The sequence below is a fragment of the Plantibacter lichenum genome, assembly GCF_050587525.1.
In the GTDB taxonomy this organism is placed as follows: Bacteria; Actinomycetota; Actinomycetes; order Actinomycetales; family Microbacteriaceae; genus Plantibacter.
This window is the reverse complement of sequence record NZ_JBOBFT010000001.1, coordinates 709,033-730,527: the sequence shown is the minus strand read 5'-3', so window position 1 is coordinate 730,527 and position 21,495 is coordinate 709,033. Positions and strand designations below refer to the sequence as shown.

The following is a 21,495-nucleotide window of genomic DNA, read 5'->3' as shown; positions in this document are numbered from 1 at the left end:
CAGGCCCTTCGACAGGCTCAGGGACCAGGAGAAGCAGTAGAACATGGCAGACGAAACGAACGACGAGACCACGACGCCTGAGGATCACGGCATCCACGGCCGGATCGACCAGGTCGACCTCCAGCTCGAGATGCAGCGCAGCTACCTCGACTACGCGATGAGCGTCATCGTCGGGCGTGCACTGCCCGACGTCCGTGACGGCCTGAAGCCCGTCCACCGTCGCGTGATCTACGCGATGTTCGACGGTGGCTACCGCCCGGACCGCTCCTTCTCCAAGTGCGCACGTGTCGTCGGCGACGTCATGGGCCAGTTCCACCCCCACGGCGACACGGCGATCTACGACGCGCTCGTGCGTCTCGTGCAGCCGTGGAGCCTGCGCTACCCGCTGGCGCTCGGCCAGGGCAACTTCGGTTCCCCCGGCAACGACGGCGCGGCTGCTCCTCGGTACACCGAGACGAAGATGGCTCCGCTCGCCCTCGAGATGGTGCGGGACATCGACGAGGAGACCGTCGACTTCCAGCCCAACTACGACGGTGAGTCGGAAGAGCCCGTCGTCCTGCCTGCGCGCTTCCCGAACCTGCTCGTCAACGGCTCCGTCGGCATCGCCGTCGGCATGGCCACGAACATCCCGCCGCACAACCTCCGCGAGGTCGCGGACGGCGCCCTGTGGCACCTCGCGAACCCTGACGCCTCGCGCGACGAACTCCTCGAAGCGCTCATCCAGCGCATCAAGGGACCCGACTTCCCGACCGGCGCCCAGATCCTCGGCACCAAGGGCATCCAGGACGCGTATCGGACGGGTCGTGGCTCCATCACGATGCGCGCCGTCGTCAGCGTCGAGGAGATCCAGAGCCGCACCTGCCTCGTCGTCACCGAGCTGCCGTACCAGGTCAACCCCGACAACCTCGCGCTCAAGATCGCGGACCTCGTCAAGGAGGGCCGCCTCTCCGGCGTCGCCGACATCCGCGACGAGACGTCCGGCCGAACGGGCCAGCGCCTCGTCATCGTGCTCAAGCGCGATGCCGTCGCCAAGGTCGTCCTGAACAACCTGTACAAGCACACGCAGCTGCAGGACAACTTCGGTGCAAACATGCTCGCGATCGTCGACGGCATCCCGCGCACCCTCCCGCTCGACGGCTTCATCACGAACTGGGTCACGCACCAGATCGAGGTCATCGTCCGCCGCACCGTCTTCCGCCTGCGGAAGAAGGAGGAGCGCGCACACATCCTCCGCGGGTACCTCAAGGCCCTCGACGCGCTCGACGACGTCATCGCCCTCATCCGTCGTTCCCCGTCTGCTGACGAAGCCCGCCAGGGACTCATGACGCTGCTCGAGATCGACGAGCTCCAGGCGAGCGCGATCCTCGACATGCAGCTGCGTCGTCTCGCCGCCCTCGAGCGTCAGAAGATCATCGACGAAGCTGCCGAGATCGAGGCGCAGATCGCCGACCTCAAGGACATCCTCGCGAAGCCCGAGCGTCAGCGCACGATCGTCAGCGAAGAGCTCACGACCATCGTCGACAAGTTCGGCGACGACCGTCGCACCGAGATCATGTTCGGCTTCGACGGCGACATGAACATGGAAGACCTCATCCCCGAAGAGGAGATGGTCATCACCGTCACGCGCGGCGGCTACATCAAGCGCACGCGGAGCGACAACTACCGTCAGCAGCACCGCGGCGGCAAGGGCGTCAAGGGCGCCCAGCTGCGGGCCGACGACGTCATCGACCACTTCTTCGTCACGACCACGCACCACTGGCTGCTGTTCTTCAGCACCAAGGGCCGTGTCTACCGAGCGAAGGCGTACGAGTTGCAGGAGGCCGGCCGCGACGCGAAGGGCCAGCACGTCGCCAACCTGCTCGCCATGCAGCCGGACGAGGAGATCGCTGAGATCCTCGACATCCGCGACTACGAGGCGGCCACGTACCTGGTGCTCGCGACGCACGACGGCCTCGTCAAGAAGACGGCGCTGTCGGAGTACGACACCAACCGTTCCGGTGGCATCATCGCCATCAACCTGAGAGAAGGCGACGAACTCACGTCGGCCCTCCTGGTCGAGGACGACAGCGACATCCTGCTCGTGTCCCGCAAAGGCATGTCGATCCGGTTCACCGCGACCGACGACGCGCTGCGCCCCATGGGACGCGCCACGAGCGGTGTCATCGGCATGCACTTCCGCGACGAGGACAAGCTCCTCTCCGCCTCTGTGGTCCCCTCGAACACTGAGGAGGACCGCGAAGCGTTCGTCTTCGTCGTGACCGAGGGCGGCTACGCGAAGCGCACGAATGTGGACCAGTACCGCGGCCAGAACCGCGGTGGCCTGGGCATCAAGGTCGCCAAGTTGAGCGACGATCGGGGCGACCTCGCGGGCGCTCTCATCGTCGACGAGAGCGATGAGGTCCTTGTGGTTCTTGCCAGTGGCAAGGTGGTAAGGTCTGCCGTGGCCGAAGTTCCAGCGAAGGGACGCGACACCATGGGCGTGGTTTTCGCGAGATTCGCAGAAGACGACCGCATCATCGCGTTGGCCAAGAACAGTGACAGGAATCTTGACACTCAGGACTCTCCGGAAGCGGACGGGACCGAAGCAGCCGAGACCGTCCCGGAAACCACCTCTGGACCGGATGACAATCCGGTGGAGAAGGAAGAAGTAGATGAGCAGTAGCGTCGCCGAGAAACTGGCCAAGAAGTCGACCAAACGCACGAGCACCAAGCAGGTGCGCCTGAAGCTGGTGTACATCGACTTCTGGTCGGCGGTGAAACTGTCGTTCCTCGCGGCGATCGCCGTCGCCGTGGTCATCGTGGTCTTCTTCTTCCTCGTGTACACGGTGCTCAACAGCACCGGTGTGTTCACGCGCGTCGGAGGTCTCTTCACGGACATCGCCGGACCGGGCAACAACCTCCTGCAGTACATCAACCTGCCTCAGGTGATGGCTTTCGCGGGGGTCGTCGCCCTCCTCAACCTCATCGTCATCACGCTCATGGGAGCCCTCATCGCGGGGCTCTACAACCTGAGCGTGAAGGTGACGGGCGGCCTCCTGGTCGGTTTCACCAACAACTAGCAACCGCGTAGAGGGTGCCGATTGGGAGATTCGCTCTTCATCCGGTAGTCTCTACAAGGTTCAAACGGGGCTATAGCTCAGGCGGTTAGAGCGCTTCGCTGATAACGAAGAGGTCCCAGGTTCAAGTCCTGGTAGCCCCACGTGCAACACAAATTGAATACAGTGAAACGGTCGCTTCCTCCCCGGAGGCAGTGATCCACCGGATTCATCCGGGGCCTTAGCTCAGTTGGTAGAGCGCCTGCTTTGCAAGCAGGATGTCGGGAGTTCGATTCTCCCAGGCTCCACAGTTCAGAAGCCCTCGACATCGTCGGGGGCTTCTTCGTTTTCCAGGCATGAATCAACGCTTTGCCTCGTACCTGATCGGCTGCTCAGTTCTCCCGAGTGCGCTCGGGCTCCTGATCATCCGGAACGTTCGGTTCGGCATGGCGAGCGCGATCGTGACCCGCTCCGCGATCCAGGTGCGGAGACGTCAGCGGATGGGTGTTCTGCTCGGCATCACGCTCGGCTTCGGTTGAGGCCTGCAGGGCGCCGTCGAGGCGCAGTTCCATGAGATCGCCTTGGTCGGAGGAGATGGGGCCGGCGGATGGCTCGTCCGTCCATAGCCGTCGCGGTTGTGACCCTTGTCTTGATCGTTCCCCAGCTTCCGCTCGCCAAACTCGGCGACTCGGATCAGACGTTCCCCGCACACCGACGCGATGCGGCGCGCAGCGCCGTTGCGGCCGTGCCGGACGGTGCGCTGGTCGAGTCGGACATCGGCCTCATGGGCTGGCTCGTGGATCGGCCGGAGGTCGTGTGGATCGGCAATACCAATCCCGAGCCGGACTACATCGTCCTCGAGCGAGTACGGATGCCCTGAGACGCATCAGGCCTGTTTCCTTACTCAGGGCTACGAGCAGAGCCTTGAGTAAGGATCTGCGCTCCTCAAGGCACAGGAACGGGCTGTGACGAGGGAACGGTCGTCGAGCCGCGGGCCGCGACGGTGACTGAGCACCGATTGGCTCACCATCGAGTGACGGAAGTCAGCCACCCGGCCGCCGCAGAGGCGGCCGGGTTAGGCTGACGCCATGGATATTCGCGTGGCTGCGTACGCCGTGATCGTCGACGACCGTGGAATGCTCCTGTCCCACTGGAACGAGGGCGGCTACAGCGGTTGGACACTGCCGGGAGGCGGCATCGACCCGGGCGAGGACCCGGCGGACGCGGCCGTGCGGGAAGTGTTCGAGGAGACCGGCTTCGCCGCGGAACTCGAGGATCTGATCGGCGTCGACTCGCACGTGGTTCCGGCGGAACGTCGCATCGGCACGAAGGAGAACGCACTCCACGCGTTGCGCATCGTCTATCGCGCCCACGTCACCGGCGGCGCGCTCACGTACGAACTCGACGGAAGCACCGACTACGCCGCCTGGTTCCCACTCGACGAGATCGACGCACTCGATCGCGTGAGCCTCGTGGACGTCGGACGCCGTTTCGCGGGTCTCATCTGAACCCCGGCGCTCAGACGGCGGCGGGGTTCACGGCTCCCGAAGGAGCCTGCTCAGTTGCCTGAGTTCAGTTGGCGGCGGTGACGGGCTCGTCGTCGGCGACCCACAGCTCGTCGTCCGCGCGGAACGTCTGCCACACGGCGTACGCGACACCGGCTGCGGCGAGGACGCCGAGGCCGATCGCGATGACCGTGCCTGCGCCGGGGCCGGACTTCTTGGCCGGAACGAGCGCCTCGGGAGCGTGCAGGCGACGGAGTGCGGCCTGGACGCGCGTGTCCTTGGCGATGTCGCCGATGCTGAGGACCGTGCCGACGACGCCGCCGACAGCCGGAACCACACCATCGGTGATGCCGCGCTTCACGCCGTCCACAGCGCCACGGGTGTAGTGGATGCCGCGGTCGACCGTGGGGACGACGCGGTGCTCGTAGGTGTCGCGCACGGTCGGGACGACCTGCTCGCGCGAGAAGTTGCTCAGCTGACGGCTGGCTTCACGGGCAACCGAGTTGGCGTGGTTCAGCACTTCCTGCTGAGCCTCCCACAGCTCAGCGGCCGATCCTTTGAGCTGCTTGAGTTCCTTCGTGCGCTTGCGTGACAGGCTCATGTGGTCATCTCCAATGATCGCGGCAACAACGTAACCTCCATCTTGCCACTTGCAGGGCTGGATACCACCCGAGAGTCCTCAAGCTGTATGCATGACTTGAGGAACCCTGTAAAACCCGGGAGTGTCCGCGCTGTATGTAAGAATTGTGGGTATGTCACAGCACACCGCAGTAGCCACGTTGCACACCAACCACGGTGACGTCGTCATCAACCTCTTCGGAGACCACGCCCCGAAGACGGTCGAGAACTTCATCGGCCTCGCAACGGGCACCACGGAGTGGATCGACCCCAAGACGGGCCAGCCCGGCGTCGGCAACCTGTACGACGGTGTGACCTTCCACCGGATCATCCCCGGCTTCATGATCCAGGGCGGCGACCCGCTCGGCACGGGCACCGGCGGACCCGGCTACAACTTCAACGACGAGATCCACCCGGAACTCGACTTCAACAAGCCCTACATCCTCGCCATGGCGAACGCCGGCAAGCGCCGCAACCCGCTCACGGGCGCCGTCGAGGGCACCAACGGCTCGCAGTTCTTCGTCACCACGGACCCCACCCCGTGGCTGCAGGGCAAGCACACGATCTTCGGCGAGGTCGCCGATGAGGCGTCCCGCGACGTCGTGCGCGCCATCGCAGCGGTCCCCACCGGTTCCGGCGACAAGCCGATCGACCCCGTGGTCGTGGAGAGCATCACCGTCGTCAAGGCGTAGCGTGACCGATCCCCGGGCGACGTCTTCCAACACCTGCTATCGCCACCCGAACCGCCAGAGCTTCGTGCTCTGCCAGCGGTGCGGGCGGACGATCTGCGGTGAGTGCCAGACCCCCGGGGCGGTCGGCTTCATCTGCCCGGAGTGCATGAAGGAGCAGCGGCAATCCGCTCCTCGCAACCGGGTGGGTGCTCGCATCACCTCGTCGTCACCGATCGTCACGTACACGATCATCGCCGTGACTGCGTTCGTGTTCCTTCTGCAATGGATCCCGGGACTTCACGTCACGGACGCGCTCCTCTACGCGGGCCTGTACTCGAACCCCGCCTACGCGTTCGAGCCGTGGCGCATGCTCACGGCCGTGTTCGTGCACTCGCAGAGCTTCCTGTTCCACATCCTGCTGAACATGTACACGCTGTGGATCTTCGGGCGGATGCTCGAGACGATGCTCGGCCACTGGCGATTCCTCGCCCTGTACCTGATCAGCGGGTTCGCCGGCTCGTTGGGCGTGCTCTTCCTCGCCGCACCCAACGTGCCCGTCGTAGGCGCATCCGGCGCGATCTTCGGTCTGCTCGGCGCGTTCCTCGTGATCCAGCGGAAGCTCGGTGGGAACACCACCGGCCTCCTCGTGCTCCTCGGCATCAACCTCGTGATCGGGTTCATCCCCGGGATCAACATCGCCTGGCAGGCGCACGTGGGCGGCCTCGTCGGCGGCGCCCTCGTCGGTCTGATCCTCGTTGGCACGCGCAAGATCTCGCAGCGCACCGCTCAGATCGGGCTGCTCTCGCTCCTGAGCGTCGCGCTCATCGGCGTCAGCCTCATCCCCGCGCTCACCTGATCGCTCGCTCGGGCAACTGATCCCGTCTGGTGATGCCATGATCGGCCGCCCGTGCGATCCGGGCCCTGTTGTATGCGCCCGGACCCACTCGAAAGTTATCCACAGGGTTGTGCACACTGGGGATAATTACACGCGTGTCATTCAGGTACGAGTTGAAGCCTGCGGTCCCCCGAAGCCCCGCGAGCACACGAAAAAGCGGGCCGCCGATGGCGACCCGCTCAGACGAAGAATGGCTGGTGGTCAGCGCCACCGCGTGGTCATGAGGAAGCCGATGAACGCGATGCCGAATCCGACGAGGATGTTCCACGGGCCGAGCGACTGCACGGGCAGAACCGTGCCGCTCAGGTAGTACACGACGATCCAGGCCAGCCCGATGAGCATGAAGCCGAACATCACGGGCTTGAACCAGACCGCGTTGGGAGCCTGCTCCCCGCTCGCCTGTTCGGGCTCGCGGCTGGGCTGTTTGCTTGACTTCGTCCGTGCCATGCGGCCCATTCTAGCGGTTCACCTCCACAGACGCCCAAAGGATCAGCTTCTCCACTGGACTTCTCGGTAGAATCTGCTCGTGACCGATGACTTCCCCACGCGCAGTGCGTCTCGCGCGGCCGACAGGCACGCGAGCCGCAAACGGCGTGGACGTGTCACGTTCTTCGGCGTCGCCGGTGAGTTGCTCATCACCGCCGGGCTCGCGGTCCTCTTGTTCCTCGCCTGGCAGCTCTGGTGGAACGACATGGTCATGGCCGGTAGCCAGGCGAACGCGGCGAACCAGCAGGCGCAGGAGTGGATCAAGAAGGCGACGGACGCTCCCACACCCACGCCGACGACCAACCCCGACGGCACCGAGGACTTCGGTCCGCCTCCGGTCACGGCTCGGCCCGCGTCCGGCGACCCGTTCGCAGTGCTCTACATCCCGCGGTACGGTGCCGATTACCGTCGCGTGGTGGCCGAGGGCGTCGACACGGCGAGCGTGCTCAACAGCTTCAACCTCGGCGTCGGACACTACGCGAGCACCCAGATGCCCGGGGAGCTGGGCAACTTCGTCGTCGCCGGCCACCGCAGCGCGTACGGCGGGGCGATGCACCTCATCGGCGACCTCCAGCTGGGCGACAAGGTCTACGTGCAGACGGCCGACGGCTGGTACACCTACGAGTTCCGCAACATCGTCTACGTGCAGCCCACGGGCGTCGACGTGCTGAACCCCGTGCCGCAGACCGACACCAATCCGCCCACGCAGAGGATCCTCACACTCACCACCTGCAACCCGTTGTACTCGACAGCGGAACGCAGCATCGCCTACGCGGTCTACGACTCGTGGCGTCCCACCGCCGCGGGTCCGCCCGCCGAGATCGCCGCGTCCGTCGCGGCAGCTGGAGGCTGACCGTGTACGCCGCCCTGTGGCGCATCCTCCCCGGCCCCGTGTGGCTGCGGATCATCTTGATGCTCATCCTGCTGTTCGCGGTCATCGCCGCGCTCTTCACCTGGGTCTTCCCGTGGATCGACTCCTTCATCGTGGACCAGAACGTGACGGTCCAGGAATGACGAAGATCCTCGTCATCGACAATTACGACAGCTTCGTGTACACGCTGAACGGCTACCTGCTGCAGCTGGGCGCGGAGACGGACGTGCTGCGGAACGACGCGTTCGCGGCAGAGGAACTGCCCGACCGCCTCGCGGACTACGACGGCGTCCTCGTCTCGCCGGGCCCGGGCAAACCCGCAGACGCCGGTGTGTCGATCGCGGCCGTGCACGCCGCCCATGCGGCCGGTGTGCCGTTGTTCGGCGTGTGCCTCGGGCACCAGGCCATCGCGGAGGCCTTCGGAGCCACGGTCACGAACGCCGAAGAGCTCATGCACGGCAAGACCTCACTCATCGATCACGATGGCAGCGACTTCTACGACGGCGTCCCGCAGCCTTTCACGGCAACGCGGTACCACTCGCTCGCGGTCGTCGACGGCACGGTCCCCGACCAGCTCGTCGTGACGAGCCGCACGAGCGGTGGCGTCATCATGGGGCTGCGCCACGTGGACGCACCGATCTACGGCGTGCAGTTCCACCCGGAGTCCGTGCTCACGCAGGGCGGCTACCGGATGCTCGGGAACTGGCTGGCGGTCGCCGGCTTGCCCGAGGCACGCGAGACGGCCGTGGGGCTCAGCCCGCTCGTCAGCCTGTAGCGGAAACGGTCGGGGCTGCTCGCGGTCGCGCCCTTCGACAGGCTCAGGGACCGGTTGCGGCTTCGTCTCCGATCGCTGAGTGCGTCGAAGTCTGGAGTCCATCGAGCACAACTCCTTCGATTTCGACCGGCGCCGACCAACATCCCCGGAATTCCGGGGGCGGGGTCACCGCTGCGGTCCGAATTGAAGGAGTTATGCGCGCCAAAGCCCTTCGACAGGCTCAGGGACCGGGTGCGGCTCAAGGGGCGGGGTGCGGCTCAGGGACCAGGGACCGGCGCCGGGTGCGGCGGGCGTCAGCCCGTGCAGTAGGTGAGGGTGATCGTCGACTTCTGCGGGACGTCGCCGGGGCCAGGCGACTGCTTGGTCACAGGATCGCCCGCGACGCTCTTGCACGTCGGATCGGCCTGCGGTTGCACCACGAACTGACGAGTGGCGTCCTGCAGGAAGTTCGTCGCATCGGCGAGCGGCTGCCCGCTCACATCCGTGAGGGTGACGTTGCCGCTCGAGACGATGATGTTGACCGTCGAACCCGTGTCGACCTCAGTCGTTGCCGGAGGATCGGTACGCAGCACGACGCCCGCGGGGATCGTCGGAGAGTTCTCCTTGGTGACGGATCCCTGAGCCAGTCCTGCGCCCGTGATCGCCTCCCAGGCGGCCTCAGAGCTCTGGTTCACGACATCGGGGACGGCAACCTTCTCCTTGCCAGAGGACACGTAGACCTTGATCTGCGTGTTCGGCGAGACGGTCGTTCCACCGGGCGGGTCCGTACGGACGACATGGCCGGCCGCGTAATCGCCGCTCGGGACGTCGAACTTCGTCGGTACGAGGTCGAGCTTCTCGATCGTGGTGTTCGCTTCCTCCCACGTGGCGTCCACGAGATCGGGGACCGCGCGCGCATCGGTCTTCACGCTCGTGGCGGGAGGCAGCTGCGTGACCCAGAACACGAGGGAGAAGAGGATGACGGCGATGCCCGCGATGGCAGCCCAGATCCAGACGACAGGTGGGCGGCGCTGTGTGCGCGTGACCGTCTCGTCGGAGGTGAGCTGACGGATCGCCTGCTCGGTGCTGGAGGACGCTGTCGGCGACGGGCCGAAGAGGGAGTCGGGGTCTTCGCGACGGATCGGCACGTGGCCGGCACCGGCTTCCTCGAGGTCCTCACGGAACTCGACGGCGCTCTGGTACCGCTCGAAACGGTCCTTCGCGAGGGCCCGCATGACCACCTGGTCGAGCGCGGGAGAGACCTTGGGGTTGATGCTGCTCGGCTTGACCGGGCGTTCACTGACGTGCTGGTACGCGACGGCCACGGCGGTGTCGCCGCGGAACGGGGCCTTGCCCGTGAGCATCTCGAAGAGCACGACACCCGTCGAGTACAGGTCGGTGCGCGCATCGACTGTCTCGCCCTTGGCCTGCTCCGGTGAGAAGTACGCGGCGGTGCCGAGGATGGCCGTGGTCTGCGCGACCGTCGTGGACGAGTCGGAGACGGCACGTGCGATGCCGAAGTCGGTGACCTTCACGTCGCCGGTCTTCGTGATCATGATGTTGCCGGGCTTGATGTCGCGGTGCACGACACCGGCGCGGTGCGAGTACTCGAGGGCCGTCAGCACGCTGCTCGCGATGCGCACGGCTTCCTTGGATTCGATCGGCCCTTCGGCGATCAGATCCTTGAGCATCCGTCCTTCGACATACTCCATGACGATGAACGGTTCGATGACCTCGTGTCCGGAGTCATCCTTCACCCGCTCCTCGCCGGCGTCGTAGACGCGGACGATCGTGGCGTGCGCCATGCGGGAGGCCGCCTGAGCCTCCTGGCGGAAACGCGAACGGAACGCGGGGTCGGTGGCGAGCGTGGACTTCAGGACCTTGATGGCCACCGTACGCCCGAGCTTCGTGTCGATGCCCCGGAAGACGTTGGACATGCCACCGCGGCCGATGAGGTCGCCGACGACGTATCGGCCTGCAAGCAGGCGTTGATCGTCAGCCACGTACCACCCCTGTTTCCCCTCGGAGCACAAACACTAACAGTTTACTCGGATGCCGCTGAAACCCTGATGTCAGGGGGTGGGGGCCTTGATGACCTGCCACGTACCGACCGGCGACGCTTCGGATGAACCGGTCGTGCACTTCACCGAGTAGTAGATGTTGAGCGTGCCCACTGCCGAGACCGTGACCGTTCCGCTGGAAGCGTTCGCGCCGAAGTCGCCCGAAGGGTTGTTCGTGAACGATCCGCCCTGCACGGTGACCGTGTAGCCCTGCACATCGCCCGTCGGGCATGCGTTCGGGGTCGGCAGCCAGTTGACGATGACGTCCTTGGTCCCACCTGCGGCGGGAAGTTCGATCTTGCCGCCATCGTCGAGCTGGTCCTGGCTGATCTTGGGGGCTTCGGTCGGAGCCGTGGGAGGGACGACCGCGGCGACCGGACCGTACACGGTGAGCGCGATCGCCGAACCGGCCTTGACGTTGCCCGTCGGGTTCACGTCGTAGACGAGGTCGACTTCGTCCTCGGTTGCGGCGGCCTTGCCGACGACCTTGCTCACGGCAAAATTGTACGGAGCAGCACCGAACATCGCGGCGACCTCGTCGAACGGTCGGCCCTGGATCTCCGACAGGACGACCTGCGGGACCGGGACCGTCGTCGGCGTCTGGCTCGGCTTCGGTGTGGGCGTCTTCGAGACGGTCGCCGGCGGGGTTGAGGCGCCAGCGTCGCCGCCCTTGTTCTGCGAGAACACGGCGATGAGCGAGCCGACGAGGACGACGACGAGCAACGCGACGAGGGCGATGAGCGGCCACGTCCACTTGCTGCGCTTCTTCTTCTCGACGGGCACCTCGGCGGTGTCCGTCGGCGGCTCCTCGAGCCCGGAGTTCGAGAGCAACTGCGTCGTCGCGTCGTCGCCAGGGGCCGGCATGCGGCGGGTCTGGTCGAGGACGGTCGTCGCTGCCGCCGCACCTCCGAGGATGGCGGGCACGGCTGCAGCAGCCGCGTTGAGGTCGCCACGACGGAGCGCCTGCGCGGCGCGGGCCACGTGAGCGGACGACGCGGGACGGTCTGACGGGTTCTTCGCGATCATCGACATGACGAAGCGGCGGACCGGCTCCGCGATCGTGACGGGCAGCTCGGGCGGCGCCTCGTTGATCTGCGCCATCGCGATGGCCACCTGCGACTCGCCCGTGAAGGGGCGCCGGCCGGCGAGGCACTCGTACGCGACGATGCCGAGCGAGTAGATGTCCGTGGACGGCGACGCGGGGTGACCGCTCGCCTGCTCGGGCGACAGGTACTGGACCGTGCCCATGACCTGACCGGTGGCCGTGAGCGGCACCTGGTCGGCGATGCGGGCGATGCCGAAGTCGGTGATCTTGACGCGGCCGTCCGGCGTGATCAGGAGATTGCCCGGCTTGATGTCGCGGTGTACGAGGCCCGCCGCGTGGGCGGCCTGCAGTGCGGAAGAGGTCTGCGCGACGATGTCGAGCACCTTGTCCGTGGGGAGCACGCGCTCGCGCTCGAGCACGGTGGACAGGGCTTCGCCGGGGACGAGCTCCATCACGAGGAAGGCGCTGCCGTCCTCCTCGCCGTAGTCGAACACGTTGGCGATGCCCTCGTGGTTGACGAGCGCGGCGTGGCGGGCCTCGGCGCGGAAGCGCTCCAGGAAGCCCGGGTCGCCCATGTATTCGTCTTTGAGGATCTTGATGGCGATGGTTCGACCGATGACGAGGTCGGTCGCTTGCCACACCTCGCCCATCCCGCCGATAGCGATACGCGATTGCAGTTCGTAGCGACCCCCGAAGGTCAGCCCGGCTGTCGGTCTCATTTGTTCAGCACCGCCTCTAGTACTTTCTTCGCGATCGGAGCAGCCACCAGGTTGCCATAGCCTTCCTGGCCGAGCCCGCCACCATCTTCAACAACAACAGTCACGGCAACTTTGGGGTCGTTCGCCGGGGCGAAACCAGTGAACCAGAGCGTGTACGGATCGTTCGTCCCGTTCTGCGCCGTTCCGGTCTTCCCGGCCACGTCGACCCCGTCTATTCTTGCATTACTGGCCGCGCCGTTCTGGACGTTCTGGATCATCATGTCGGTCATCGTCTTGGCCACCTCCGGGGTGATCGCCTGCTTGAATTCGGCCGGTTCGAACTGCTTGAGCACGCTCAGGTCCGGGTTCACGATCCGCTGCACCATCTGCGGGTTCATGACCGTACCGCCGTTCGCGATCCCGGCCGAGACCATCGCCATCTGCATCGCCGATGCGCGGTCCGAGTACTGGCCGAAGGCGCTCATCGCCGTCTGCGCCTCGTCGAGGCCGCCCTGGTAGCGGCTCTGCGTCATCTGGAGCGGGCTCAGCCCGGTGCCGGTGAAATTGATGTCGGTGTTGAAGCCGAACTGCTCGGCGGTCTTCTTGATGAGCGAGTTGCCGAGTTCGACGCCGAGTTCCGCGAACGGGATGTTGCAGCTGAGGGCGAGGGCCGTCGCAATGCTGACGGTCGCGCCGCCGCCGCAGGAGCCGCCCTCGGTGTTGTAGATGACTTCGCTCGTGCCAGGGAGCGTGTACGAGGACGGGTTCGGGAGCTGGCTGTCCGGGGTGTACTTGCCCGTGCCGAGCGCCGCAGAGGCCGTGATCAGCTTGAAGGTGGACGCCGGCGGGTTGAGGTCGCCGTCGATGCTCTTGTTGAGCAGCGGCTCGTTGCCGTCGGCGTCGAGCGCCTTGTACGCGGCCTGCACGGCGTCCGAGTCGTGGCTCGCGAGCGTGTTCGGGTCGTACCCGGGCGTCGAGTACGACGCCAGGATCTTGCCCGTCTTGGGCTCGATCGCGACGACCGAACCCTGCTGGTCGCCGAGGGCTTCGGCGGCGGCCTGCTGGATGGCCGGGTCGATCGTGACCTCGACGGCGGCGCCCTTCGGCGGCTGACCGGAGATGAGGCGGTTGATGGAGTCGAGGAACTGCGAGTTCGAGGTGCCGCTCAGGTAGTCGTTCGTCGCCTGCTCGATGCCGGACGAACCCTGCGTCGGGTTGAAGAAGCCCGTGATGCCCGCGTAGAGCGGACCGTTCGAGTAGACGCGCTGGAAGTTGTAGCGGTCGTTGCTCGGCACGGAGGAAGCGATCGCGGTTCCGTCGGCGAGCAGGATGGGTCCGCGCTCCGTCTGGTAGCTCTCGTAGAGGCTGCGCGTGTTGCGACCGTCTGCGCGCAACGAGTCCGCCTGGAACATCTGGATGACCGTGGTCGATCCGAAGAGCGCCAGGAACATCGCGAGCACGACGACGCTCACGCGCCCGACTTCCCGATTCATCTATGCCACCACCCTCGGCTGATTGCGGACCGTGTCGGACACGCGCAGGAGGATCGCGACGATGATCCAGTTCGCGACGAGCGACGAACCACCCGCCGCGAGGAACGGTGTCGTGAGGCCGGTCAGCGGGATGACACGCGTCACGCCGCCGACGACGACGAAGACCTGCAGCGCCACGAGGAAGGACAGGCCCACCGAGAGGAGCTTGCCGAAATCGTCCTGACCGGCGAAGCCGATGCGGAAGCCGCGCGAGACGAACAGCAGGTACAGCGCGAAGATCGCGAACAGTCCGGCGAGGCCGAGCTCCTCACCGAGGCTCGCGATGATGTAGTCGCTCTGGGAGACGGGGGTCACGTACGGCATGCCCTGCCCGAGGCCCGTGCCGATGAGGCCGCCGTGCGCGAGCCCGAAGATGCCCTGCACGAGCTGGTAGCTGCCGCCGTCGCGGTCGAAGATCTCCGGGTTGAAGGCGTCCCACCAGTTGTGGAAGCGGCCGTTGACGTACTCGAGCGTCTGGCTCGCGGCGAACGCGCCCGCGAGGAACAGGGTGACACCGAGGATGACCCAGCTGGCGCGGCCCGTCGCGACGTACAGCATCGCGAGGAACATGCCGAAGTAGAGGAGACCGGTGCCGAGGTCGCGCTGGAAGACGATGACCGCCATCGACAACGCCCAGACCACGAGGATCGGGCCGAGGTCCCGGAACCTCGGGAACTGCATCCCGAGGAACTTGCGACCCACCATTGCGAGACTGTCGCGGGTGCGCACGAGGTAGCCGGCGAAGAACACGGCCAACGCGATCTTCGCGAGCTCGCCCGGCTGGAACGACAGGAAATCGCCGATGCCAATCCACACGCGTGCGCCGCTGATCTCCCGACCGATGCCGGGCAGGAGCGGGAGGAGCAGCAGGACGAACGCCAACAGGCCGGCGAGGTAGGTGTACTTGAACAGCACCCGGTGGTTGCGGATGGCGAGGATGACGATGATCGCGCACACGATCGCGATCGCGCTCCACACGATCTGACGCACCGAGGCGCTCGCCCAGCCGGACTCACCGAGGGCGATGTCGATCCGGTAGATCTCAGCGATGCCGAGACCGCCGAGCACGGTCGAAATCGGGAGGAGGAACGGATCGGCGTCCGCAGCCGTGAAACGGAGGCAGATGTGCAGCCCGAGGACGAGTGCGGAGAGGCCGGCGCCGAACGTCAGCAGCTGGAAATCGAGGTGCCCGAGCGCGCCGAGCTGCACGAGCACCACGGCCGAGGTGTTGATCACGAGGGCGAACACGAGCAGCGCGAGCTCGATGTTGCGGAGCTTCTTCGGCAGGCGCAGGCGACGCATCGTGCGGATCACGCCGGTGTCGGCCTGGATGGTGTCGGAGGCGAGGTCACTTGTCATTGGTCACCCGCAATCGCTTCACGATGTCGAGCGCTTCCGGGAACGACGACGCACTGATCGTCTGTTCGACGGCCTGGCGGTCGAAATCGGACAGGGACTTCAGGGGGATGCCGGTGTCCTCGCGGACACTGCTCATCTTGATGGGGCCGATGTCCTGCTGGATGCCCTGGTAGATGACAACCGTGTCGGTGTCGCCGCCCACGAAGTAGCGGGTCTGCGTCCATGCGTATCCGAGGCCGATGGCGGCGACGATCGCGATGATGAGGACCACGAGGCCGACGAGCCACGTCGTCCGGCGGCGGCGGGCCCTGCGCTCGTCCTCTTCGATGAGCTCATCGAGATAGTCCGCCGACGCCGGCTCGAAGTGGGTGGGGCCGCTCGGGGTCACGCGGCCGGGGTGGAGCCAGAGGTTCGGGAGGATCGACGACTTCCGCGGCTGCGGCGAGACGCCGAACGCGACGGGACGCGACGCTGATCCCACGATCGACGGCGTCACCGTGGGAAGGGCGTGATCGACGATGTCGACGACGACGACCGTCACGTTGTCCGGGGCGCCGCGGTCGAGGCTCTGGCGGACGAGCTTCTCGCTCGTGCGCTGCGGCGTCAGGCCCTCGGCCATGGTGGCTGCGATGTGCTCGTCGTCGACGACACCGCTCAGACCGTCGGAGCACAGCATCCACCGGTCGCCCGGCTGGGTGCCGAGCGTCATCGTGTCCACTTCCGGCGAAGCATCGACATCGCCGAGGACGCGCATGAGCACGGAACGACGCGGATGCACCGCCGCCTCCTCCGGCGTGATGCGGCCGGAGTCGACGAGACGCTGCACGAAGGTGTGGTCGACCGTGATCTGACTGAGCTCGCCCTCACGGAACAGGTAGATGCGCGAGTCGCCGATATGGGCGATCGCCACCTCCGTACCGATGACGGCCAGAGCCGACACCGTCGTGCCCATGCCGGTCAGTTCGCGGTGCTCGTAGACCGTGTCGTTGAGGATCGAGTTCGCGGCGAGGATCGCGGACTGCAGTGTCGCCTCCGCCGCCTCCGACGAGGGGTAGGGCTCATCCGCTTCGATGATGCGATTGATCGCCATCGCGGACGCGACATCGCCGCCGGCATGCCCGCCCATGCCATCGGCGACGACGAACAGCTGATGCCCGGAATACGCCGAATCCTGGTTGTTTGAGCGCACTTTACCCACATGGGAGAGCGCAGCGCCGGCGCCGGATGTCGTCACCCGGGTTACCGCCGCAGCTCGAAACTGGTCTGGCCGACCTTGACGGGGGTGTCGAGCGGGATCTGCGTGGGAACGCTGACGCGACGGCCGTCGAGGAACGTGCCGTTCGTGGAATCGAGGTCCTGCACCATCCAGTCGTCATTCCAGAGCATGAGCCTGGCGTGGTGCGTCGACGTGTAGTCGTCGCGGATGATGAGGCCGGAATCGGCGGAACGGCCGATCGTGATGGGGTCGCGACCCAGCGCGAGCTCCGTGCCCTGCTTCGGGCCCGACGTGATCACCAGGCGGGAAGCGTTGTGGATGCTCGCCTGCTCGCCGGAGGCCTTCTTGCGACCCGCGGACGGCATCGTGGAGATCGGCGGCGCCTGCATGTTGTTGGCAGGAGTGACCGGTGAGGACGGCGGCGTGCTCGGTGCAGCGCCGGCTCCCTGCGGCTGGGGCTTGCGGGTGCGCTGACCGAACAGATCGGTTCGGAGGGCGTAGACGATGCCGAAGACGAAGATCCAGAGCAACAGCAGGAAGCCGATGCGGAGGACCAACAGGGTGAGTTCACTCACACGTCCTCCCAGGATCCGATGGTGTGACGCTTCGTCGCGTCATCCACGCGGCTGCTCGCATAGTCGTCGTTGCCGCCGGAGGCCTTCGGAACGACGCGGAAGACGATGCTCGTGCGGCCGATCTCGACGACCGAGTCCGGAGCGAGCGCGGCCTGACGGAACGGTTGACCGTTGAGCTTGGAACCGTTCGTGGAGCCGAGATCGCGGGCCTGGCCGCTGCGGCCGTCCCACAGGATCTCGACGTGCTTGCGAGACGTTCCGGTGTCGTTGACGGTGATGTCAGCCTCAGAACCACGACCGATGACGGTCCTGGCCTGGGTGATGGGGTACCGCTTCCCGCCGATGTCGAGCACGGGCGACCACGATACCGTGCCCTTCACGTTGACGCTGTCGATCTGCACGAGACCGTCAGGAAGGGATCGATCCGCCGTGAGCTTGATCATGATCGCGCCGGGGAACGAATACCCCTGGCTCGTCGCGTGCTTCTGCACGAGCGACGTGAGCTCGTCGATGAGTGCCGGACCGATGTTCGTCATCCGCTCGTAGTCCGTCGGAGACATGCGGACGGTGAGCTTGTTGGGGACGAGAATGCGGTCGCGTGAGACCACTGCGGCCTTCGTGTCGAGTTCGCGGCGCAGTGCGCTCGTGATCTCGACCGGCTGCAGTCCAGACTTGAAGGTCTTCGCGAAAGCGCCGTTGACGGCGCGCTCGAGTCCCTTCTCGAAGTTGTCCAGAATGCCCACGGTCTCTCGATTCGTGTCGGTGTGTGAGCAATGTTAGCCGGATTGCCTGAACAACCGACTCATGCTGCGTGGCTTGCTCGTGATGCGAGTCATGTGCTTCGGGCCAGGAGAAATGCCCGAGTGGACGGTGATTCCGTGGTCTTTCGGTCGATTCCCCATGCGATCGATGCCGCACGCAAGCGTAACCGGGAGGGAGACGCGTTGCCACCCGGCTGTTCAGATCGGGCTGTGCCGCATGCTATCCTCGGTAGGTTGCCGCGTGAGCGGCGGCCGGTGTTCGCGCGAGTGGCGGAATTGGCAGACGCGCTGGCTTCAGGTGCCAGTGCTCGAAAGGGCGTGGGGGTTCAAGTCCCCCCTCGCGCACCGGAGGGGAGTTTGCGAAACTGAGTGAATCAGTTCGCGAAACTCTCCGAAAACGAAAGGCCCCCGAGGAATCGGGGGCCTTTCGAGTTGCCGGGGCGTTTGGAGCCTTTTGGTGAGCAGCCCATGGCATGCATAAGACCGCCGCGCCGTGGTTTCGGGCGCGACGGTCTGTCTGGTGGTGCAGTACCTCTCTATAAGAGAAGTAGGTGACGTGTTGGGGTCAGGTCAGCGAGGCGGGCCGCTGGATCGTTCCGCGCCTGGCGTCAGCCCGGAGAAGTCGGCGAATGTGGTCTCGCGGCGCTTGGCCCTGGTCTTTCTGATGACGTCGGGTGTGGAGCTTGCGTTCCCGCGTGGTGCGGCGTGACCGCCTGGCCCGGAGGCGGCGGTGATCTTGAGGTCGCTGAGGAACGTGACGATGCGGCGGATGTTGGCTGCGGCCGCGAGGATCGCGGTGACGATGTATTGGGCGGCGTATCCGCGGAAGCGTCTGCGGCCGGGTTCGGCGAGCTGTTCTTTCGAGGGGTTCTTGATGTCGCCGTTGAGACCTTCGTTGCCGTTACGGCAGACGCTGTACCAGCGCCGCCATTCGCGGGACTCGTGAGCGAGGGGCTGCCAGTACTTGGCGCCGGCGTTGACGGGGAATTCCACGGAGGACTTGTTCCGGCAGATTCGGTCCGGGTTGGAGGGCGGTTTTCGGATGCTGATCATCACGCCGACTTTGGTGCTGGCGGCCTTCTGGAGGCTCTGCGGCTTCAGTGGACACGCGCAGGTCGCGCCGGGTCCTGCGGCTGGGCACATCATTGGTGCGCTGCCGTCGGCGTCTGGTCGCTCCTTATTCCGGACTCGGTAGATGTTGCGGCGTTCGAGGTAGTTGCGCCACGTGGTTTCGTCGATCCTCCCCGCCCGATAGTTGGCGGTGGCGTTGACTAGGGCTTCTGGCATCGAGGGGCAGTACCAGTTGCCGTCGATGAGGTTCGCTCCGCCGTACTGGTCTTGGATGCCGAGCTGGTCGATTCGGTAGTCGTGGATTGGGATGTATCCGAGCTGCCGGATCGGCAGCTGGAAGGCTTCGGCGTTGCTGCTGGGGAAGTAGAGCCGGTCGGTGATGATGTAGCCGGGTTTGTGGCCGCGGGCGGCGATCGACCGGAACGCCTGGAGCGCGTGTGCTGCGGGGGCGTGGGATGGTTTGTGGAATCCCATGCCGAGGATCAGCTGCGGGAAGTCGACTGGTTTGAACGGGTCGTTGGTTGTCTGAACGACGAATTCTGCTTCCCATCCCCAGATGTATTTTGCACTGCGGTGCTTCTTCTTGTTGAGGATGGGGTTGTTGACGTCGGAGTATTCTTCGCGCTGGTCGGGCTCGCGAACGTAGAGGCCTGCGTCGGGATCGGCGGACATGCCGCCGCTGCGGCCGGGGAACCGGTACCGGCCCCACGCTTTGACGGGGGTGGCGTCGACGACGAGGTTGCCGCCCCATTTGCGGTGTTCGTGGGGGACGAGTTGGTAGGTGGCCTCGAGGAGGTGGTTCGCGAGCCAGTCGAGTCGTGCTTTCCGCGATTCGTAGCGTTCTTCGGTGCGTGCGGCGACGATGGTGGCGTATTCGTCGGGTTGTAGGCGTCGGCGGCGTCCGCCGGGTGTGGGTTGCGGGTCGAGGGTGGTGCGGATCGTCTCGAACGTCCGCCAGATCTGGTCGTAGAGTTGCGCGTTCGTTGCAGTGACGTGGAGGTTGTGCTTGCGTCGGGTTTTGCGGGTGAGTCGGTGGTCAAGGATGTCAGCCATCGCTTGCACCTGCAGTGGTGAGTGTTCAATCGCGAGCAGGAACAGCAGGATGAGTACCAACCGGATGCTGACCTGTGGTGGCCGACCGCCGGGGCGGGTGCGCTTCCGGTCCTCGGCGATCCAAGCGTCAAAGTGTTCGACGATGCCGGCGCCGTCGATGAAATCAATGATGAAGTTGACGCTTTTGCCCGGGATCGGGTCGCGTCTGCGGACAGTGTCAACGGTGGTGTCGTCATTGAACAGTCCGGCGAGGGCGTCGTCGTCGCAGCCGTTCATGCTGCGACTGCCTGTCGGAGGTCGAGCTGATTGTCGTGGTCAGGTCTCGGATCCACCCAGGGCAGGTATCCGTCGAGACTTCCGAGAGAAGTTAGGCCTGCAGCGCGGAGCAGCGCTGGCGCGTGAGTGTCGCTGTTCAGGTGGGTGACAATCCAGGTGGAGCGCAGTCGCGCCGGGGTGGGGCGTGCTCCGATGCCAGACGCGCACCGGAGGAAGGCTGGGACCGTGTTGCCCTCGTTACGACTTGCCTTGGTCGTGAACACCCATTCGGTGGAGCATCCGGCGGCTAGGCGTTCGAGCTCTTCAGCCCAAGTGGCGAGCACGGGCACAAATCGTGGCAGCTCGCGGCCGACGCGAATGCCTGGGGTGGCGCTCTTTAAGCGAATGTCCTCCGGGCGTGCCATCCGGATCTCCGGCGGCCGAAGTCCGCACCCAGCGGCGAGCGTCAGGATCGTGAGCGCATTGTGTCGTTGGCGGGCGGTGGGTTGCCCGCCTGCCCAACTGCGGAAGTGCGCCAGTTCCGTGGAGGCGTATGGGTGGCATCGATCGTTCGCGCTGCGTAGCGCGGCGCGTGAGTCGTCTCCGGTCAGCGTTGCTGTCAGGCTGAGCAGGCAGAGACGGTTCCGCTCAATATATTGAGTGCTGTACTTGGCGCGGTGTGCGATGGTGAACTCTTCGACCAGGGTTGCCGTGAAGATTTCGTCTCGCTCAAGCGGTAGCCCGCACGTTGTGTAGGCCCATTGGACGAACGCCGCGGTGAAAATAAGTGCGCGTCGGACTTGTTCGTAGGTGTCGAGGTCAGAGTCTCGGACAGCGTCTCGAACGAACTCGGCGATCGGCTGCCAGTGCGGGGCTGGCATCGTGGGCGTGTAGGTGGTGATGAATCTTCTGGCGGTGTCGGTTTCATGCTTCATGTGAAGTCCTGTGCGCGGTATCCGCACGAGGTCGCCGAAAACCGTCCGATTTGACCCCCGGAATCGCGGAGGAAACGCGATGATCGCGGAGAAGCGGCGA

Annotated in this window: 22 protein-coding genes and 3 tRNA genes; 13 read left to right on the top strand and 12 right to left on the bottom strand. The window is 65.6% G+C overall.

What is annotated here, in order from left to right; genetic code table 11:
• Positions 1–43: 43 nt before the first annotated feature.
• The 4 genes from gyrA to ACQ3HB_RS03200 all read left to right on the top strand — a co-directional run bounded on the left by gyrA (position 44) and on the right by ACQ3HB_RS03200 (position 3,343).
• The gene (gene gyrA / locus ACQ3HB_RS03215) at positions 44–2,662 is read left to right on the top strand and encodes a DNA gyrase subunit A (RefSeq protein ID WP_430917656.1); all 2,619 of its coding nucleotides are present in this window, start codon (positions 44–46) and stop codon (positions 2,660–2,662) included.
• Positions 2,652–3,059 (top strand): DUF3566 domain-containing protein, encoded by a 408-nt coding sequence (locus tag ACQ3HB_RS03210; RefSeq protein WP_430917655.1) that lies wholly within the window; start codon positions 2,652–2,654, stop codon positions 3,057–3,059. The genes gyrA and ACQ3HB_RS03210 overlap by 11 nt, the downstream gene beginning before the upstream one ends.
• Before the next feature lie 66 nt (positions 3,060–3,125).
• Positions 3,126–3,199, top strand: a tRNA-Ile gene (locus ACQ3HB_RS03205).
• A gap of 71 nt (positions 3,200–3,270) precedes the next feature.
• Positions 3,271–3,343: transfer RNA gene (locus tag ACQ3HB_RS03200), tRNA-Ala, on the top strand.
• Between the two features lie 84 nt (positions 3,344–3,427).
• On the opposite strand, the gene ACQ3HB_RS03195 is transcribed toward ACQ3HB_RS03200, so the two are convergent.
• A complete protein-coding gene (locus ACQ3HB_RS03195) occupies positions 3,428–3,607 on the bottom strand; it encodes a hypothetical protein (RefSeq protein ID WP_430917653.1) in 180 nt (59 codons plus the stop codon).
• Between the two features lie 65 nt (positions 3,608–3,672).
• Between ACQ3HB_RS03195 and ACQ3HB_RS03190 the strand changes: the two genes are divergently transcribed.
• Positions 3,673–3,915, top strand: a complete 243-nt coding sequence (locus tag ACQ3HB_RS03190) for a hypothetical protein (RefSeq protein WP_430917651.1) — start codon at positions 3,673–3,675, stop codon at positions 3,913–3,915.
• A gap of 208 nt (positions 3,916–4,123) precedes the next feature.
• A complete protein-coding gene (locus ACQ3HB_RS03185; protein ID WP_430917649.1) occupies positions 4,124–4,543 on the top strand; it encodes an NUDIX hydrolase in 420 nt (139 codons plus the stop codon).
• Between the two features lie 64 nt (positions 4,544–4,607).
• On the opposite strand, the gene ACQ3HB_RS03180 is transcribed toward ACQ3HB_RS03185, so the two are convergent.
• A complete protein-coding gene (locus ACQ3HB_RS03180; protein ID WP_430917647.1) occupies positions 4,608–5,141 on the bottom strand; it encodes a DNA helicase in 534 nt (177 codons plus the stop codon).
• Positions 5,142–5,292: 151 nt separating this feature from the next.
• Here ACQ3HB_RS03180 and ACQ3HB_RS03175 point away from each other — a divergent pair, with 151 nt between their 5' ends.
• Positions 5,293–5,850: a peptidylprolyl isomerase gene (locus ACQ3HB_RS03175; RefSeq protein ID WP_430917646.1), complete on the top strand. Its 558-nt coding sequence runs from the start codon at positions 5,293–5,295 to the stop codon at positions 5,848–5,850.
• 1 nt (position 5,851) lies between these two features.
• Positions 5,852–6,685, top strand: coding sequence for a rhomboid family intramembrane serine protease (locus ACQ3HB_RS03170; RefSeq protein ID WP_430917645.1), 834 nt, complete (start codon positions 5,852–5,854; stop codon positions 6,683–6,685).
• Positions 6,686–6,925: 240 nt separating this feature from the next.
• Here the strand turns inward: ACQ3HB_RS03170 and ACQ3HB_RS03165 are convergent, their stop codons facing one another.
• Positions 6,926–7,171 carry a cell division protein CrgA gene (locus ACQ3HB_RS03165; RefSeq protein ID WP_430917643.1) on the bottom strand — a complete coding sequence of 82 codons (246 nt, stop codon included), beginning with the start codon at positions 7,169–7,171 and terminating at the stop codon, positions 6,926–6,928.
• Positions 7,172–7,250: 79 nt separating this feature from the next.
• Here ACQ3HB_RS03165 and ACQ3HB_RS03160 point away from each other — a divergent pair, with 79 nt between their 5' ends.
• Genes ACQ3HB_RS03160 through ACQ3HB_RS03150 form a run of 3 tightly spaced genes read left to right on the top strand, consistent with a single transcriptional unit; the run spans position 7,251 to position 8,856 of the window.
• Complete coding sequence (locus ACQ3HB_RS03160) at positions 7,251–8,063, top strand: class E sortase (RefSeq protein WP_430917641.1); 813 nt, start codon at positions 7,251–7,253, stop codon at positions 8,061–8,063.
• 2 nt (positions 8,064–8,065) lie between these two features.
• Positions 8,066–8,224 (top strand): hypothetical protein, encoded by a 159-nt coding sequence (locus tag ACQ3HB_RS03155; protein WP_430917639.1) that lies wholly within the window; start codon positions 8,066–8,068, stop codon positions 8,222–8,224.
• Positions 8,221–8,856 (top strand): anthranilate synthase component II, encoded by a 636-nt coding sequence (locus ACQ3HB_RS03150; protein WP_430917638.1) that lies wholly within the window; start codon positions 8,221–8,223, stop codon positions 8,854–8,856. The genes ACQ3HB_RS03155 and ACQ3HB_RS03150 overlap by 4 nt, the downstream gene beginning before the upstream one ends.
• Positions 8,857–9,149: 293 nt before the next feature.
• On the opposite strand, the gene pknB is transcribed toward ACQ3HB_RS03150, so the two are convergent.
• The 7 genes from pknB to ACQ3HB_RS03115 all read right to left on the bottom strand — a co-directional run bounded on the left by pknB (position 9,150) and on the right by ACQ3HB_RS03115 (position 18,063).
• Complete coding sequence (pknB, locus tag ACQ3HB_RS03145) at positions 9,150–10,838, bottom strand: Stk1 family PASTA domain-containing Ser/Thr kinase (protein WP_430917636.1); 1,689 nt, start codon at positions 10,836–10,838, stop codon at positions 9,150–9,152.
• A gap of 69 nt (positions 10,839–10,907) precedes the next feature.
• Positions 10,908–12,659 (bottom strand): serine/threonine-protein kinase, encoded by a 1,752-nt coding sequence (locus ACQ3HB_RS03140; protein WP_430917635.1) that lies wholly within the window; start codon positions 12,657–12,659, stop codon positions 10,908–10,910.
• Positions 12,656–14,131, bottom strand: a complete 1,476-nt coding sequence (locus ACQ3HB_RS03135; protein ID WP_430917633.1) for a peptidoglycan D,D-transpeptidase FtsI family protein — start codon at positions 14,129–14,131, stop codon at positions 12,656–12,658. Before ACQ3HB_RS03135 ends, ACQ3HB_RS03140 begins: the two co-directional genes overlap by 4 nt.
• Complete coding sequence (locus ACQ3HB_RS03130; protein ID WP_430917632.1) at positions 14,132–15,529, bottom strand: FtsW/RodA/SpoVE family cell cycle protein; 1,398 nt, start codon at positions 15,527–15,529, stop codon at positions 14,132–14,134. It lies immediately after the preceding gene.
• The gene (locus tag ACQ3HB_RS03125; protein WP_430917630.1) at positions 15,519–16,763 is read right to left on the bottom strand and encodes a Stp1/IreP family PP2C-type Ser/Thr phosphatase; all 1,245 of its coding nucleotides are present in this window, start codon (positions 16,761–16,763) and stop codon (positions 15,519–15,521) included. Before ACQ3HB_RS03125 ends, ACQ3HB_RS03130 begins: the two co-directional genes overlap by 11 nt.
• Before the next feature lie 5 nt (positions 16,764–16,768).
• Positions 16,769–17,320 carry an FHA domain-containing protein FhaB/FipA gene (locus ACQ3HB_RS03120; protein ID WP_430917628.1) on the bottom strand — a complete coding sequence of 184 codons (552 nt, stop codon included), beginning with the start codon at positions 17,318–17,320 and terminating at the stop codon, positions 16,769–16,771.
• Positions 17,317–18,063, bottom strand: coding sequence for an FhaA domain-containing protein (locus tag ACQ3HB_RS03115; protein ID WP_430917627.1), 747 nt, complete (start codon positions 18,061–18,063; stop codon positions 17,317–17,319). The genes ACQ3HB_RS03120 and ACQ3HB_RS03115 overlap by 4 nt, the downstream gene beginning before the upstream one ends.
• A 279-nt stretch (positions 18,064–18,342) precedes the next feature.
• On the opposite strand from ACQ3HB_RS03115, the gene ACQ3HB_RS03110 reads away from it, so the two are divergent.
• A tRNA-Leu gene (locus tag ACQ3HB_RS03110) sits at positions 18,343–18,426 on the top strand.
• Between the two features lie 225 nt (positions 18,427–18,651).
• Here the strand turns inward: ACQ3HB_RS03110 and ACQ3HB_RS03105 are convergent.
• Positions 18,652–20,205 carry a hypothetical protein gene (locus tag ACQ3HB_RS03105; RefSeq protein WP_430917625.1) on the bottom strand — a complete coding sequence of 518 codons (1,554 nt, stop codon included), beginning with the start codon at positions 20,203–20,205 and terminating at the stop codon, positions 18,652–18,654.
• A gap of 21 nt (positions 20,206–20,226) precedes the next feature.
• On the opposite strand from ACQ3HB_RS03105, the gene ACQ3HB_RS03100 reads away from it, so the two are divergent.
• The gene (locus ACQ3HB_RS03100) at positions 20,227–20,511 is read left to right on the top strand and encodes a hypothetical protein (protein ID WP_430917623.1); all 285 of its coding nucleotides are present in this window, start codon (positions 20,227–20,229) and stop codon (positions 20,509–20,511) included.
• Here the strand turns inward: ACQ3HB_RS03100 and ACQ3HB_RS03095 are convergent.
• The gene (locus ACQ3HB_RS03095; RefSeq protein ID WP_430917621.1) at positions 20,478–21,395 is read right to left on the bottom strand and encodes a hypothetical protein; all 918 of its coding nucleotides are present in this window, start codon (positions 21,393–21,395) and stop codon (positions 20,478–20,480) included. The two genes, ACQ3HB_RS03100 and ACQ3HB_RS03095, sit on opposite strands and share 34 nt — an antisense overlap.
• Between the last annotated feature and the right edge of the window lie 100 nt (positions 21,396–21,495).

Coding starts and splice junctions, on each gene's coding strand:
- ACQ3HB_RS03210 (WP_430917655.1), top strand. CDS start 2,652: ATGAGCAGTAGCGTCGCCGAGAAACTGGCCAAGAAGTCGACCAAACGC.
- gyrA (WP_430917656.1), top strand. CDS start 44: ATGGCAGACGAAACGAACGACGAGACCACGACGCCTGAGGATCACGGC.
- ACQ3HB_RS03195 (WP_430917653.1), bottom strand. CDS start 3,607: ATGGAACTGCGCCTCGACGGCGCCCTGCAGGCCTCAACCGAAGCCGAG.
- ACQ3HB_RS03130 (WP_430917632.1), bottom strand. CDS start 15,529: ATGACAAGTGACCTCGCCTCCGACACCATCCAGGCCGACACCGGCGTG.
- ACQ3HB_RS03140 (WP_430917635.1), bottom strand. CDS start 12,659: ATGAGACCGACAGCCGGGCTGACCTTCGGGGGTCGCTACGAACTGCAA.
- ACQ3HB_RS03135 (WP_430917633.1), bottom strand. CDS start 14,131: ATGAATCGGGAAGTCGGGCGCGTGAGCGTCGTCGTGCTCGCGATGTTC.
- ACQ3HB_RS03095 (WP_430917621.1), bottom strand. CDS start 21,395: ATGAAGCATGAAACCGACACCGCCAGAAGATTCATCACCACCTACACG.
- ACQ3HB_RS03185 (WP_430917649.1), top strand. CDS start 4,124: ATGGATATTCGCGTGGCTGCGTACGCCGTGATCGTCGACGACCGTGGA.
- ACQ3HB_RS03175 (WP_430917646.1), top strand. CDS start 5,293: ATGTCACAGCACACCGCAGTAGCCACGTTGCACACCAACCACGGTGAC.
- ACQ3HB_RS03105 (WP_430917625.1), bottom strand. CDS start 20,205: ATGGCTGACATCCTTGACCACCGACTCACCCGCAAAACCCGACGCAAG.
- ACQ3HB_RS03150 (WP_430917638.1), top strand. CDS start 8,221: ATGACGAAGATCCTCGTCATCGACAATTACGACAGCTTCGTGTACACG.
- ACQ3HB_RS03180 (WP_430917647.1), bottom strand. CDS start 5,141: ATGAGCCTGTCACGCAAGCGCACGAAGGAACTCAAGCAGCTCAAAGGA.
- ACQ3HB_RS03165 (WP_430917643.1), bottom strand. CDS start 7,171: ATGGCACGGACGAAGTCAAGCAAACAGCCCAGCCGCGAGCCCGAACAG.